The sequence below is a fragment of the Kordia zhangzhouensis genome, assembly GCF_001005305.1.
GTDB lineage: Bacteria > Bacteroidota > Bacteroidia > Flavobacteriales > Flavobacteriaceae > Kordia > Kordia zhangzhouensis.
On record NZ_LBMH01000006.1, the window covers coordinates 99,375 to 113,999 of the forward strand.

Sequence of the window (14,625 nt, forward strand, 5' to 3'; positions counted from 1 at the left end):
ACAATTATTTCATTTCTTCTATAAAAGCAGTATTTATAGTTTGATTTAAAGTATTCTTTTTATAATAATTCAAATCAATAATTTCATCATGCAATTGTAACTTCAAAGAGATTGCAAAATGATGTTCTTTTTTTTCAAAAGTGCATGAAATTACTTTTGAAAATAGAGTTTCGACATGTGCATTATGAGCCCTTTTAATCGTATCATTTTTAAAAGAATAATATATCTCTGTTTCGTCATATCGTTTTAAGTGTAAGGTTTCATCACTATAATCTAAAGTCACAGCTTTATACAAATCTTCATTGAAAGTAGTATTGAATACCGTATAATCATTGGTGATTAATTGTTGCTTCTGAAAGATTATAAATTGCTTGTTAAAAGAGGTAAACACCGTATATATTACACCTATCAACACACTAGAAATGATGAGACCAAATACGGTTTCTGTAAGTGTAAACGCTTTGTATTTATGGTTGAACCTCATTAGTAGTTGAAATTAGATACGTAAATGTTTCTGTTTTTGTATTGGTAGTTATGGTAAAATCAATTTGTTTGATATTGGAATTATCTTCATAATTATTCACTTCTTGTTCTATGGTAAAATTGGAGAATGTATAGGTTTGAGCTTCAATTTTATCTTGTTCGTGCAATTCATGTATGATTGTATGTATTTTTTGATGTGCCTGTATATAATCAGTAGAAAAGTTTGTTTTAAAAACATTCACAAAAACAATGGTTGCTACGACCATACAGATAGCAATAATTGCTGTTGCCATGACAGACTCTAGTAATGATGATGCTTTTACGTTATAATTCTTTAATAGTTTCATAAGTACGAACATGTTCTGTATTTGTATCAAATAATGGAATTCCAATAAAATTTTCAGGTAGTTTACTAATGTCTATTTTTGCATTCATCAAAAGATTAGCGTAGTTAGCTTCCTTAGTTTTAGTATTCAATCTATCTGCATACACACTTCCATATACAGTTCCTTTTAGTTCCATCACTCCATAACAATATATAGTTCCCACAACAGTTGCGCTATCATCAATGAATAGTGTTGATTTTTGTGCTGTTTGATGATTCATATTGTTTAGTATAATTCCTCCAATCAACACACTTTTCTTTCCTATAGTAATGTTAGCGCTGTCTTTTGGTTGCTGGATTAAGATACTTGATGGATATTGTAAGGTTACGTTATCTTCAATTATGACAGCCGTTGAAGCAATAATTTGAATGTTTCCACTAAAACCTTCTTCCACCACTACTTTTTTTGCTTTTATAATGACGTCTTCCAATTTCATATTTCGCCGTACCACTAATGTTCCTTCAGATTGAAATATAATATTCCCTTTAACTGTTTTACCTGACAAAAATGAAAGATCATTTGTAATGTGCACTTGTGTTGCTTTATCAAATGTCCGCACATAGGTTTGTTGTTTCTCTATAACTTCAAAAGTTGATATTGAGGCCGATTCAATAGCTGTCTTCGTATCAAAGTTTCTCAATTTAGGAAGTCGCTCTTCAGATGTTTTTTGAATTCCTTGTACTTTTATGTTTGTCTTTTCCCCATGTATATTTTTTTTTTCAAGTATTCCTTTTGGAATGTAAATATCACCAGTAATAGTTACATTACCTGCCACATTTAAAACTCTATCATAATCTGAGACATATAAAGCTATAGTAGGTTTTATAATTTCGCCTACAAGTACATTTTTTTTTACGGTATCCCTTTTATGATAAGTTTTTGCAGATAGTACTTTGTAAAATCCCCAATCGGATACTTTCATATTTGAATATATATGATCTGAAAAAATATTAGTCTGTAAGACTTCTTCTTTAGTTTTACTAATATTTGACAGCATTAATTGTATCGCAGAATCATTTGTGAGTTGCAGTTGAGTTTTTTGTAGTATTCTTTTTTGAAATAAGGAATTATAGCTTGACATTAATAACATTCCAAAACAAAGCGCGCCAATTAACAAACACACAAAAACAGCTTGTAATAATGACGATGCTTTAAGTTTTTTTAGCATCACGCTTCAGTTTTTCTTGGTTTCCATTAATAGTATCTTTACGCTTTCTTTTAAAAATACGCTTTAAAAAAGGCGCTCTTTGAATGGTATCTTTCCGCTTTTTCTTAAATAAGCGCTTTAAAAAGGGTTCTCTTTTTATAGTATCTTTTTGTTTTTTTGGAACTAGAACTCCTCTTTTGTAAATCAATGTATCTCGTGAAACATAATCTATCCAAGTTCCATGTTTTTTGTGATTTCGATACATTCCTTCCTCTTTCTTTTCTCCGCTTTCAGTGTACGAAATAAAACTGCCGTGTCTAGAGCCATTTTTCCATTTTTCGGTTGTTGCTAAATTTCCGTTTTCATACCAACTCTTCCAAAGCCCATCTTTTAATCCGTTATCAAAAACTCCTTTTTCAGCAAGTTGCTTAGATTTATAATATTTAATATAATCATTCACTAAAATAGCACCTCCTATATCACCTGTTACCTGATGAATTTCTCCTGCTCTATACCAGAAATAAGTTTTTCCAATCTCAGGTTTTATCTTTTTTTCTAAAGAAATATAAAACTCATAATCAAAATTTTGATTATTGATGATTCGCTTTTGCGGAAGGGCACATAAAACTAAAAATAGTGTGATATAAATTTTCATAATTCCAATGTAACAAGAACTTGATAGATGTATTGAGTTGCATTTTACAACATATACTATACATAAACCAATTATACTTTATAAGCGTAGAAATTAATTTATAAGCGTCATTTTTTTCTATTGACATATGTGAGTTGAATTAGAAAAACACAGTTTTCTAGTGTTCAAAATGGTGAAGAAAATTTTCAAAAAAAAAGCTACCTAAGTAAGTGTCCTTGGTTGTTTAAATTTCTTGTAAATCATCGGTAATGTATATAATGAATTTCAACACACTATTTTTATTAACATATTTTTAATAAGAAAAAACATACTTATTAAAACAAAACATGACGCTCATTGCAAAAACTCGACGCTTATACAATTTTTTTGTATCGAATAGGTGTAATACTTTCCTTTGATTTCAGAATATAACCCTAACCTTCCTATTTCCCCTATCCAATTAAAGGAATAATAAACTAAAATACATATTGCATCATGTCAAAAGAAAGAGATTATCAAGGTCTGTTAATTACAAACAACAAAAAATTTTTCCGCATAGGAAGTAAACTTCAAGGAAAATACATTGATAAGTCACAAATTGTGTACATTGAAGCTTTTGAGAGTTATTCTTGGATATACCTAAAGGATGGTTCGGAAATTTTAAGCAGTAAAAATATTGGAACACTCGAAGAGTCTTTTAAAGACATTAGTTTTATACGCATACATCGTTCCTATTTAATCAATCCTAATTATGTACAATTATATGAACCTCATTACAGACTTGTACATCTTACTGGAGAAATTGTGTTACCGATAAGTCATCGCAAAAATCGAATTATTCTAAAGATGGTTGGTAATACAGAATCAAACACTCCATTTAGAATAGCAATGTAAATAAGTAGCTGGTATATTACCTTAACTTAAAACTTATTCTCTAATCCAGAATTAGTTCGAGGAGGAAGGCACGAAAGTGATTGGACAAATTTATCTGAATGTTATATACGGAAGAAATCAATAGCATAAAAAAACGTTTCATATTATTGAAACGTTTTTTATTTACTCTATCTTTTTATTCTCAAAAAGAATGGTGCATGCTGAATTGCAGTTGTCCTTTTTGCCAATTAACCGTAGTTTGTTTCATCCAACCCAGTTGAAAACGAACCGAGTTTGTGATAGCATATCCAAATCCAAGATAAGTACGATTTCTATCAAAAAATTGGACACTACGATTCTTGCCTATCTGTCGTTCTCCATTAATAAACAATTCGTTATAAAAAGCAAAATAAGGAGTTCCTTTCGCTAAACTTGTTCCCTTTAAAGGTATGTTTACAAATAAATTGTATCGGTAGCGTGTTCTAAAATCTTGATTTTCTGCCCAACGTTGTTCATATCGAAGTCTATGAGTTAACAATACTCGATTCCACAATGTATTTGAAAACAAAGCTTCTTGATAAATTCGGCTTTCAGAAACGGGATTGTCTACTTCTGTACCGTATTGCCCCGTGGTTATGTTTCCGTATCCTAAAGTAAACTTAACTCCTGAGTTTTTCGGTGTATATGTAATTCCTGATCGAAGTAATAATTGCTCTCTATCTCCCAAACCACGCCAATCACGATATTGAAAATCCCCTTGAATTCCCCAATTGGAATTTTTAAAATTTGTACTATAAAAATACATATACCAAGCTCCCAATTGATCTTCATCAGGTCCTTGCGCATGACTCATTTTTGTTAATAATAAACAGATTGTGAATAGAAAAATAGTTCTTTTCATAAGTGCATTTTTTTTCTTTTATACATACTACACAACACCTAAAGAGTATTGCTTTTAGAAATAAAAGTAATACTATTCATGCTAATAAAAAATTATTAGTAAAAGGATACAAATACAAAGTTTATTTATTGCACCTATGTACTGTGATGCTTATATTTGATAAAATACCATACATGCGATTTTTTATCTTATTCATTTCGATTATTTTTTTAGTCTTTTGCGCTTGTACGAAAGAAACTCACCCCTATACGAATGCTCTTGTTCATGAAACCAGCCCTTATTTGTTACAACATGCACATAACCCCATAAATTGGCAACCTTGGAGTGAAGAAATTTTAGCTAAAGCTACAAAAGAAAATAAACTAATTCTATTTTCTATCGGATACGCTTCATGTCATTGGTGTCATGTTATGGAACAAGAAACTTTCGAGAATGAAGAAGTAGCAAAATTTATGAACACACATTTTATTAATGTTAAAGTTGATCGTGAAGAACATCCCGACATAGACAAAACTTACTTAAAAGCAGTACAAATGATGACTGGAAATGCGGGTTGGCCTTTACATTGTATCACACTTCCTAATGGCGAACCTGTTTGGGGCGGCACGTACTTTACAAAAGAACAATGGATGAATGCATTGGAACAAATTGTTAAAATACATGATAGCAATCCTAATGAAACCGCTCAGTTTGCAAAAAAAGTAGCTAATGATATTCAAAAATGGAACACATTTTCTTCTGATACTTTACTTAATCTTTCTAAAATTTCGCTGAAAGAAATCCAATCTAAATGGAAAAAGAAGTTAGATTTAGTTAATGGCGGGCAACAGGAAGAAGAGAAGTTTCCACGTTCAACTAATTATCGCTTTTTACTTCGTTATGCAGTGCTAGAAAAAGATTCTGTGTTGCTGAATTATGTGCATACTACATTACGAATGATTGCCGAAAAAGGCTTGTACGATCATATAGAAGGTGGCTTTACAAGATATACTACTGATAAAGCATGGCAAATTCCTCATTTTGAAAAAATGCTCTACACCAATGCGCAGTTAATTTCTTCATATTCGTTGGCTTACCAAACCCAAAAGAATGAAAATTACAAAACTGTCGTATATGAAACCTTAAATTTTATCAAAAAACAATGGCTTCGCAACGATCATTTATTATATGCATCGCTCAATGCTGATAGTTTTAATGAAAAGAATGAACTCGAAGAAGGTGCATATTATACATGGAGAAAAGAAACCTTACAGCAAGTATTAGGTAGCGATTTTGACTTATTTTCTAAATATTTTAATCTCCACTCTTCGACAAACATTATATCTGAAGAAAATCCAGAAGAAAAATACGTGTTGACAAAAAAGCACGATGATGCCTCTTTTATGAATTTATACCATCTCACGGAAGATCAATTAAAAGCAAAGGTCAATACATGGAAAACGATTCTTTTAAATGAACGAAAAAAAAGAAATCTTCCTCAAACAGATACCAAAGTACTCACAGCTTGGAATGCTTTAATGCTAAAAGCATATACAGACGCATACAAAACGTTTGGAGATGAGCAAATAAAAACACAAGCTGTCCAAACAGCTACTGCTATTAAGAACAAGCTCATTTCAAAAGAATGGAAAGTTTTGCGTAGTTTAAACAATCCTGAAATTGATGGTTTCTTAGAAGATTATGCATATTTAATCGATAGTTTTTTAAGCATGTACCAAATTACCTTTGACTCGCAATGGTTGTATGATGCAAAATCACTCACTACATATGTGTTAGAGCATTTTTACAGCCACACAAACAATTTGTTCACTTTTAGTGAAATCAACTCGAAAGGGCTACATTTTGAAGAGTTTGATGTAGAAGATGGAATTATGCCTTCAGCAAATTCTGTGATGAGTCATAATTTATTACAACTTGGACACTATTTTGGCAATGATGACTTTTTACAAAAAAGTAAAATTATGCTACTACGAAACATCCCTGACATTATAGAATACCCAAACTTATATGCCAATTGGCTGGATTTGTTGTTGCATCTTTCGCAACCTTATTATGAAGTTGTTATTTGCGGTAAAGACGCACATGAAAAAGCAAGAGCATTACAACAAAATTACCTTCCAAACATGTTACTTTGTGGAAGCACATCCGATAGTGAATTGCCTTTACTCAAAAATCGTTTCAACGAAGGCAAAACTTTAATATATGTATGCGTAAATAGAACTTGTAAACAACCCACAGAACGTATAGAAAAAGCTATTGAATTAATGAAATAACTCAATTTTCTTTACGCATTGCCGTTAATCCCTCTTCAATTTCAATCATTTTTTTAGAGGTCAACGGATAAAACCACAATGCGACAACTCCAATTAATACAAAAACTGCTGGAACAATACTCATATTCAGTTTAATTCCTTCTAGCATTTCTGGAGTTTTTACCAAGGCTTTTCCATCATAATTATATATGTTTAAAACCATCAAAGTAATTGCTCCTGCAACTCCTCCTCCAAATTTCATAGCAAAGGTTCCGGCAGAAAAAATTAAACCTGTGGCGCGACGTCCATTTTTATATTCAGAATAATCTGCAGCATCGCCTAGCATCGCAAAGAATAACACAGGCATTAGTCCTGCTCCAAATTCAGAACTGATTCCTAAAAAAAACATCATTCCCACTTGATTAGAATCTAACCAATACATGGCACCCGCCGTAATTGCTGAAAATAGAATACTTATAATGAATAGGTTAACTTTTCCAAAATATTTGGTCAATTTAGGCGCAAAAATGGTAGAAATCATTGAAATGATTAACAAAGACAATAAATACAGTCCAGCCAATCCATTCTCGCCACCCCAAGCAGTTAAACTCCCAAAAAAATGAGATTCATCTTTAGCGTAATGAGTAAAATAATACATTGCCGAACTCTGCTTGATGATATTGTAGGTTACAAAAACGAATCCTATGAATAACAAAATTAACCAAGGACCATTCTTTAGTAAGTCTTTATAATCTTCTTTAATATTATTAGTAGCCACTGCTTTTACTCGTTCGCGTGTAGTGTAAAATGTAATAAACGAGAATATTGCCAAAATAAACGCCAACACATACATCGTGTATTGATACCCAATATTTTTATTTCCTTCTCCCAAATAGTCAACTAAAGATATTACTCCTATTGTAGCAATGATTCCTCCTAAATACGCGCCAAAAAAACGATACGAAGAGAGTTCGGTTCGCTCTTTTACATCACTTGTCATTACACCCATCAAAGCAGAATATGGGACATTATTGGCGGTATAGACCAATGTATAAAATATAGATGTTCCATAAGCCCAAATGATTTTTCCTTGCAGACTTAAATCGGGCGTAGTAAACTGCAAAACGAGAGCCACTCCAAACGGTAATGCTGTCCAAAGTAACCAAGGACGAAACTTTCCATATCTGCTTTTTGTTCGATCTGCAATATTTCCCATAATCAAATCAGTCACACCATCGCCAAAACGGATTACTAATAATAAGGTTGCTACAGCAGCCGTTCCCAATCCGAAGACATCTGTATAAAATATGGGCAAAAAAGGGCCAATAGTTCGCCAAGCAATGTTTGCTGCAGTGTCGCCTAGAGCGTAGCCTACTTTTTCTTTGAATGATAATTTTGTTTGTGTTGACATGCGACGAAAATAAAAAATTAAATGATGAGTGAAATCCCTAAAACGATAACAAAGCTCATAAATGCCAAAATTGTAGTCATAAGTGTCCAACTTTGAAATGTTTGTTTTTCGTTAATTCCTAAGTATTTACTAACAAGCCAAAACCCACTATCGTTTACATGTGATAAAATAGATGCGCCTGAAGCAATAATAATAACTAGCAATGCCTTGTCTATCTCAGTAAAGTTTTCTTGTACCATTACTAACGGAGCTGTAATTCCTGCCGCTGTAATCATTGCAACTGTTGCAGAACCCTGAAGTATGCGAATTATCGCTGAAATGAAAAAGCCAAAGACTAGTATAGAAACCCCTATTTGTGAAAAGTAATTTGCCAACATCTCTCCTATACTTGTATTGACAAGCACTTGTTTAAAAACACCTCCTGCACCTGTTAGCAAGATGATGACTCCTGTTGGTCCCATAGATCGAGATGTGATATCCAACAATTTTTCTCGGGAAACTTTTCTTCGAACTCCTAATACATACCAAGCAATTAAATTGGCTAAAATCAAGGCTACAATCGGATTTCCTATAAAACGAATCCATTGCTTTATATTTTCCTCAATTAAATTATCAGAAACTAAAGGACTATTAATAACTGTATTACAAACTATTAACCCAATCGGAATGCCAATAATAGCAAGAATTAATGAAACAGCAGGGTAACTTTCCATTGTTTCATTGGCTGTTATTTTGGGGGCTTCTACATGAATTTTCTTAGAGATATAGTTTGCAAAAATAGGACCACATACAGTCGCTGTGGGAATCCCTACCAACACTCCAAATAAAATTACCCATCCCAAATCGGCTGTTAAAATATCAGCTACTGCAATTGGTCCAGGTGTTGGTGGTATAAATGAATGTGTAATTGCCAAACCTGCCAACAACGGGATTGCATAAAGCAACAAGGATTTTTTAGTTTTTCGTTGGAGCGAATACAGAATTGGAACTAAGATGATAAAAGCGACATCAAAAAATACAGGAATTGCAACTAAAAAACCTGTAAGCATTAATGCCCATGAGGCACGTTTTTCTCCAAACTTTAACAGCATAAATTGAGCTAAAGTCTCAGCACCACCTGAATATTCAAGAATGGAACCAAAAATTGCACCAAGTCCAATGACAAGCGCTACAAACCCTAAGGTATTTCCCATTCCTTCTTGTATAGTCATGAGAATACTACTCGGCGACATTCCTGCAAGCATTCCTACCACAATACTTGCTATAAGCAATGCTATGAAAGACTGAATCTTACATTTTAAGATTAATATTAATAAGACTACAATACCTGCTAAAACAGAAAAAAGTAACGATATGTCTAACTGTGCTTCCATGTTTATTTTTTCCAGTGATAGTGAATTTGTTTTTGAGAGGCATCATTTACTCTTTGAAATGTATGCGCTCCAAAAAAATCTCGTTGCGCTTGAATCATATTCGCAGAAGTACGTTGAGTTGTCATCATAAGCCAATAGGAATACGCTGCTGTAATACATGGAATATTCAAGCGATATTGTAATGCATATTGTATTCCTTTTTTTACATCGGATTCCAGATCAGTAAGCTGCTGAATAATAGTCTCGTCATCCAATAATGAGTCTTTTTCTTTAAGAATGCTCATACATTGTTTTAACATGGCAGATTTAATTATACACCCATTGGACCATATTCTACAAATTTCTGCCAATTGTAATTGCCATTCGTATGTTTTTGATGCAGCACGAAGTAGCTCAAATCCTTGATGCAAGTTTAATAATCGAGTAAACTTGTAGGCTCTTTTTATCACATCAATGGCTATTTCTTCAATAGGGTGATGTGGTTTGGAAATTGCTAATTGCGCTCTTTTTTCTTTAAGTGAAGATAAATAACGAGCATATACTGCCGAGGTTTTGATTGTTGTAGGCACTCCTAATTCCATCGCAGCTATACTCGACCACGAACCAGTCCCTTTATTGCCTGCTTTATCTAAAATTGTATCTAATACATAGGTATTACCTTCTTTGGTAGTCAAAATATCTGCAGTAATTTCCAATAGATAGCTTTGAAGTTCCGTTTGATTCCAGTTACGGAAAATTGTTGCAATATCATTATATGAACATGTTAGCGATAAAACTTCGTATAGTTCTGCCAATAATTGCATGTCGCCATATTCAATACCATTATGAACCATTTTAACAAAATGTCCTGAACCATCATTTCCAATGTAAGCACAGCATGGTTTTTTATCTGCATCTTTTGCAGCAATCATTTCCAAGATTTTTTTTACAACAAGATAACTTTCCTTATCTCCTCCAGGCATTAATGAAGGCCCCGTAAGTGCGCCTTCTTCTCCTCCTGAAATTCCGACACTTAATAAATGTATGTGCTGTTTTTTTAAGTCTAAAATTCTTTTATTGGTATCTTTATAATGTGAATTACCTCCATCCAAAAGGATGTCTCCTGCTGATAAATAAGGAAGTAACGTAGCAATCACTTGATCAACCGCTTTTCCTGCATTGACCATGAGCAGTATTTTTCGAGGAGTTTCAAGAGCGTTAACAAAAGCCTGTATATCTGAAAAACCTTGAACTTGTTTGTCTGAATAAACTTTTGCAAAAGTTTGGGCAATATGTACCTCATCTGTCGTTTCTCGATTATACACTGCCACCGAAATGTTTTTATTTAGTGCGTTGATAGCTATACTTTTTCCCATCACGCCCAAACCGATAATTCCAAAAGAAGCATTCTTCATATGTGTCCCATTTTTTGTAAAATTTGTATCATAATTTCGTTTGGTGAACTTGCGTTAGAGATATGTAATCCATATGTCGGTTCTTCTAAAGTATCAAACTGTGACTGCATTAATTGAACATTCATAAAATGATCTGTACGCTGTTGCATACGTTGTTGAATTAGTTTAGAATCGCTTTTTAAGTAAATCCACTGTATTTGACTTATTCCTTCACTCAATTTTTTTCGGTAGCTTTCTTTTAATGCTGAACAAGCTAAAACTACTCCGTACTTCTCTGTATACGTTTTAAGTTCATTGTTCAGTGTGTCCAACCATGGCATGCGATCTGTATCATTGAGAGCTATTCCATTTGTCATTTTTTGAATGTTTTCTTCAGAATGAAAGTCATCTGCATCCAAAAATGGAAGATTTATTTTTTTTGCTAGCTGCTTTCCAATAGTTGTTTTTCCGCATCCACTAACACCCATAATAATAAAGAGTTTATTCATACTTAAATGTTGCCCTATTTTGCGTAGCCGAATGCGCCCCAACCCAAACATTAAAAGTTCCTTTTTCTACACTTAATTGTTGTTGATTATCATAATATTTCAAATCATCAATTGTTAAGGTAAAGTGTATCGTTTTTGTTTCATTGGGTTGCAACGTCACTTTTTGAAATCCTTTTAGTTCTTTTACTGGTCGAGTAATGCGCCCAGCCACATCTTGCACATACAATTGTACAATATCACTTCCTGCACGTTCACCTGTATTGGTGACTTTTACCGAAACAATTAGTTCTTCATTTTCCGAAATAATCGTATCTGTTAAATTAATTTTTCCATATGAAAAACTGGTATATCCTAAGCCATAGCCAAATGGATATTGTGGCAAATAACCAACATCTAAATAGTGAGATGTGTTACCAAGTGAACTTTGCCATGCACCAATTGGAATGCTATCTAGCTGTACAAATTCCTCTGGAATTACTGGTCGTCCTGTATTTTTATGATTGTAAAATAATGGCAATTGTCCTGCCATTTTTGGCCATGTTACTGGCAATCGTCCTTGAGGTTCATCTTCTCCAAAAATCATGTCGTAAATTGCAGGTCCTCCCATTGTTCCTGGATGCCATGTCATTAAGATTGCATCTACATCATTGATAATATTTCCTACTGTAATTGGTCGTCCAGCCATAATGATTAGCACAATGGGTTTTCCGGTTTTGGCTAGCTCTTTAATGAGATCTTCTTGTGCTCCAGGCAAATTAATATCAGCTCTACTATGCGCTTCTCCCGAAAGAATTGCTTCTTCTCCGCCGATAAATATAATGACATCAGAAGTTTTTGCTACCGACATTGCTTTTGAGAAGTTTGCAGCACTCTTATCACGACTGTGTGATAATCCTTCTACATAGTTGAATGTAACGTTTTTGCTTTGAAATGTATGGATTGGCGTTTGTGTAAATTTTCCATCACCATCAAATGTCCATGTACCAAGTTGTTCTCTTGGCTGATTTGCTAACGGTCCAATAACTGCCAATTTTGTGTTGGCAGCCAATGGTAATATATTTTGATTATTTTTTAATAATACCGAACTTTTTATAACAGCTTCTTTTGCTTTTTCCAAATGTGCTGTCGCGTACAGATTGCTACTTTTATCTTCTCTATAAGGATTTTCAAAGAGTCCCATTTTCAATTTTACCCGTAAAATATCACCTACCAATTTATCAATTTGTGAAATGGTAATTTTTCCTTCATCAAGTAATGTTTTTGTATAGGTTTCAAATGTTTTGCTTGTCATTTCCATATTTAAACCTGCATTCAGCGAAATTTCGGCTGCATGTTTAAGATCTTCTGCAAAACCATGAGGAATCATTTCTTTAACCGAATCCCAGTCACTCACTACAAATCCATCAAAATTATATTCGTCACGTAATATATGTGTCAGCAACCGCTTATCACCAGAAGCTGGTATACCATTCATTTCGTTAAAAGCAGTCATAAATGTTTGTGATCCTGCCTCTACAGCAGTTTTAAAAGGAGGTAAATAGACATTGCGCAATAGTGCATCATTGATGATGGCTGTATTATAATCGCGTCCTCCAATTGCAGCGCCATAGCCAATAAAATGTTTTGCGCAAGCAATCATACTGGTGGGATCTTTTAAATTTTTCCCTTGAAATCCTTTTATATACGCTTCGGATAATTTGGCCGCTAAGAATGGATCTTCTCCTGGTGATTCGGCAATACGTCCCCATCTACTATCTCTCGCAATATCAAGCATAGGAGCAAACGTCCAACGAATACCAAATGACGAAGCTTCTATAGCTGCTATTCTCGAAGAATTTTCAGCAACTTCTGTATCCCAACTAGCAGCGATTCCTAAGGGAATTGGAAAAATGGTTTTATATCCATGAATGACATCTCTAGCGAAGATTAATGGGATTTTGTGAGGACTTTCTTCTACAGCAATTCGTTGCAATTCGTCTACATATGCGGTATTTGTGACATTTAAAAAAGCTCCAATTTTTCCATCTCTAACAGCTTGTTTTAAAGAGTCTGGCAGTTCTCCTTTTACTCGGCTTGAAGTTCCTCGCAAATTTAATTGACCTATTTTTTCATCTAAGGACATTGTAGTAAGGAGTTCATTGACTTTTGTCTCTATTTCATCTACTGGTTGTGTGTGTGTTTCACAAGAAATTATCAAAATTGAAAAAATACAGAGTAGTATTCTATGTTGTTTTAAATTATTCATGGGAAAAAGAATAGTTTGCTTGAGTTATTTTATACATTGGTTTTTTGAAAAATGTGCTGCGAACGCCTCTTGTGTCGAGTTTAATTTTGAAGATAGAACCTGCTTTGTTGTACTGCTTTTTTTCTTCATCGTTCATATCGAGACTTGAGGTTGTGATATAAAGAATATCCAGATTTTCTCCTCCAAATGCACAGGAAGTTACATTGTGAGCAGGCACATGAACTTTTGAAAGCATTTTCCCTGTAATAGGATCATATTGCGCAATACAGTTACCGTTCCAAAGACCAACCCAAAGTTTATCGTTTTCATCAATTGTCATTCCATCAGGAAAACCATCAGCTTCATCAACTTTTACTGCGATTCGTTCATTGGAAATAGTGTTGTTCTGCTCGTTGTAATCGAACGCTCTAATGTTTGAAGTTGGTGTGTCGATATAGTACATTGTTTTTTTATCTTTTGTCCATACAATACCGTTAGAAATGGTAATATTTCCCAACATTTTTTGTGCTTCTCCGTCAGAGTTGATTTTATATAGACTTCCTTCAGGTTTGGATTGTGGCAAATGCATAGAACCCACCCAAAGATTTCCATTAGGATCGCACTTGCCATCGTTGAAACGATTTTCTGTATGTGTAGCTTCAATATCTGAGAGTAATGATATATTTTCTGTGACGATATTAACCATATAAATACCATCTTCCAGAGCTACCACTGCTTCATTTTCAATTTCAGAAGGCACAACAGTTCCTATCCGTGACGGCATTTTGATTTCTTTGTTAGTTTTGGTTTTAGGCGAATAGATATTGAGTGATTTTCCTTCAATATCTACCCAATAGAGTACTTTTTTTCGATAATCCCAAATAGCTCCTTCTCCTAATTTAGAAGGAATTTCATATTCTAATTCTGCCATTAATTCTGTTTTATTTGTCTTACAACACGTAAAAACAAGCAGTAGAAAGCATAAAGTTATTCTTTTCATTTTTTGACAATATAGGTATGTATTTATCCTAGAATACAAGGTGATTCTTGTATTCTCCT

At 33.6% G+C, this 14,625-nt stretch carries 13 protein-coding genes; 2 read left to right on the forward strand and 11 right to left on the reverse strand.

All coding sequences use genetic code 11. The features are described from left to right. Positions 1 to 4 precede the first annotated feature (4 nt). The 4 genes from AA088_RS10805 to AA088_RS17690 are packed head-to-tail and all read right to left on the reverse strand — an operon-like array spanning position 5 to position 2,671. Entirely contained in the window at positions 5 to 484 is a 480-nt protein-coding gene (locus AA088_RS10805; protein ID WP_046745022.1) for a competence type IV pilus minor pilin ComGF, read from the reverse strand. Continuing rightward, complete coding sequence (locus AA088_RS10810; RefSeq protein WP_046745023.1) at positions 468 to 830, reverse strand: hypothetical protein; 363 nt, start codon at positions 828 to 830, stop codon at positions 468 to 470. Before AA088_RS10810 ends, AA088_RS10805 begins: the two co-directional genes overlap by 17 nt. Next, entirely contained in the window at positions 808 to 2,037 is a 1,230-nt protein-coding gene (locus AA088_RS10815; RefSeq protein WP_046745024.1) for a hypothetical protein, read from the reverse strand. Before AA088_RS10815 ends, AA088_RS10810 begins: the two co-directional genes overlap by 23 nt. Continuing rightward, complete coding sequence (locus tag AA088_RS17690; protein WP_052752868.1) at positions 2,021 to 2,671, reverse strand: toxin-antitoxin system YwqK family antitoxin; 651 nt, start codon at positions 2,669 to 2,671, stop codon at positions 2,021 to 2,023. The genes AA088_RS10815 and AA088_RS17690 overlap by 17 nt, the downstream gene beginning before the upstream one ends. A gap of 474 nt (positions 2,672 to 3,145) precedes the next feature. On the opposite strand from AA088_RS17690, the gene AA088_RS10825 reads away from it, so the two are divergent. Beyond that, on the forward strand, positions 3,146 to 3,544 hold the full coding sequence (locus AA088_RS10825; RefSeq protein ID WP_046745025.1) for a LytR/AlgR family response regulator transcription factor: 399 nt from the start codon (positions 3,146 to 3,148) through the stop codon (positions 3,542 to 3,544). Positions 3,545 to 3,725: 181 nt separating this feature from the next. On the opposite strand, the gene AA088_RS10830 is transcribed toward AA088_RS10825, so the two are convergent. Continuing rightward, entirely contained in the window at positions 3,726 to 4,424 is a 699-nt protein-coding gene (locus AA088_RS10830) for a DUF2490 domain-containing protein (protein WP_046745026.1), read from the reverse strand. Between the two features lie 173 nt (positions 4,425 to 4,597). Here AA088_RS10830 and AA088_RS10835 point away from each other — a divergent pair, with 173 nt between their 5' ends. After that, positions 4,598 to 6,697: a thioredoxin domain-containing protein gene (locus AA088_RS10835; RefSeq protein ID WP_046745218.1), complete on the forward strand. Its 2,100-nt coding sequence runs from the start codon at positions 4,598 to 4,600 to the stop codon at positions 6,695 to 6,697. Between the two features lies 1 nt (position 6,698). On the opposite strand, the gene AA088_RS10840 is transcribed toward AA088_RS10835, so the two are convergent. Genes AA088_RS10840 through AA088_RS10865 form a run of 6 tightly spaced genes read right to left on the reverse strand, consistent with a single transcriptional unit; the run spans position 6,699 to position 14,497 of the window. Further along, complete coding sequence (locus AA088_RS10840) at positions 6,699 to 8,087, reverse strand: MFS transporter (RefSeq protein WP_046745027.1); 1,389 nt, start codon at positions 8,085 to 8,087, stop codon at positions 6,699 to 6,701. A 17-nt stretch (positions 8,088 to 8,104) separates the two neighbouring features. Next, positions 8,105 to 9,460 (reverse strand): GntP family permease, encoded by a 1,356-nt coding sequence (locus AA088_RS10845; protein WP_046745028.1) that lies wholly within the window; start codon positions 9,458 to 9,460, stop codon positions 8,105 to 8,107. Between the two features lie 2 nt (positions 9,461 to 9,462). Further along, positions 9,463 to 10,854, reverse strand: coding sequence for an NADP-dependent phosphogluconate dehydrogenase (gene gndA, locus AA088_RS10850; RefSeq protein ID WP_046745029.1), 1,392 nt, complete (start codon positions 10,852 to 10,854; stop codon positions 9,463 to 9,465). Beyond that, positions 10,851 to 11,342 (reverse strand): gluconokinase, encoded by a 492-nt coding sequence (locus AA088_RS10855; RefSeq protein WP_046745030.1) that lies wholly within the window; start codon positions 11,340 to 11,342, stop codon positions 10,851 to 10,853. The genes gndA and AA088_RS10855 overlap by 4 nt, the downstream gene beginning before the upstream one ends. After that, complete coding sequence (gene bglX, locus AA088_RS10860) at positions 11,335 to 13,587, reverse strand: beta-glucosidase BglX (protein WP_052752870.1); 2,253 nt, start codon at positions 13,585 to 13,587, stop codon at positions 11,335 to 11,337. Before bglX ends, AA088_RS10855 begins: the two co-directional genes overlap by 8 nt. Continuing rightward, on the reverse strand, positions 13,580 to 14,497 hold the full coding sequence (locus AA088_RS10865; protein ID WP_046745031.1) for an SMP-30/gluconolactonase/LRE family protein: 918 nt from the start codon (positions 14,495 to 14,497) through the stop codon (positions 13,580 to 13,582). The genes bglX and AA088_RS10865 overlap by 8 nt, the downstream gene beginning before the upstream one ends. Positions 14,498 to 14,625 lie beyond the last annotated feature (128 nt).

Excerpts from the sequence above, each read along its gene's own strand:
- AA088_RS10805 (WP_046745022.1), bottom strand. The coding sequence starts at position 484 with ATGAGGTTCAACCATAAATACAAAGCGTTTACACTTACAGAAACCGTA.
- AA088_RS10810 (WP_046745023.1), bottom strand. The coding sequence starts at position 830 with ATGAAACTATTAAAGAATTATAACGTAAAAGCATCATCATTACTAGAG.
- AA088_RS10815 (WP_046745024.1), bottom strand. The coding sequence starts at position 2,037 with ATGCTAAAAAAACTTAAAGCATCGTCATTATTACAAGCTGTTTTTGTG.
- AA088_RS17690 (WP_052752868.1), bottom strand. The coding sequence starts at position 2,671 with ATGAAAATTTATATCACACTATTTTTAGTTTTATGTGCCCTTCCGCAA.
- AA088_RS10825 (WP_046745025.1), top strand. The coding sequence starts at position 3,146 with ATGTCAAAAGAAAGAGATTATCAAGGTCTGTTAATTACAAACAACAAA.
- AA088_RS10830 (WP_046745026.1), bottom strand. The coding sequence starts at position 4,424 with ATGAAAAGAACTATTTTTCTATTCACAATCTGTTTATTATTAACAAAA.
- AA088_RS10835 (WP_046745218.1), top strand. The coding sequence starts at position 4,598 with ATGCGATTTTTTATCTTATTCATTTCGATTATTTTTTTAGTCTTTTGC.
- AA088_RS10840 (WP_046745027.1), bottom strand. The coding sequence starts at position 8,087 with ATGTCAACACAAACAAAATTATCATTCAAAGAAAAAGTAGGCTACGCT.
- AA088_RS10845 (WP_046745028.1), bottom strand. The coding sequence starts at position 9,460 with ATGGAAGCACAGTTAGACATATCGTTACTTTTTTCTGTTTTAGCAGGT.
- gndA (WP_046745029.1), bottom strand. The coding sequence starts at position 10,854 with ATGAAGAATGCTTCTTTTGGAATTATCGGTTTGGGCGTGATGGGAAAA.
- AA088_RS10855 (WP_046745030.1), bottom strand. The coding sequence starts at position 11,342 with ATGAATAAACTCTTTATTATTATGGGTGTTAGTGGATGCGGAAAAACA.
- bglX (WP_052752870.1), bottom strand. The coding sequence starts at position 13,587 with ATGAATAATTTAAAACAACATAGAATACTACTCTGTATTTTTTCAATT.
- AA088_RS10865 (WP_046745031.1), bottom strand. The coding sequence starts at position 14,497 with ATGGCAGAATTAGAATATGAAATTCCTTCTAAATTAGGAGAAGGAGCT.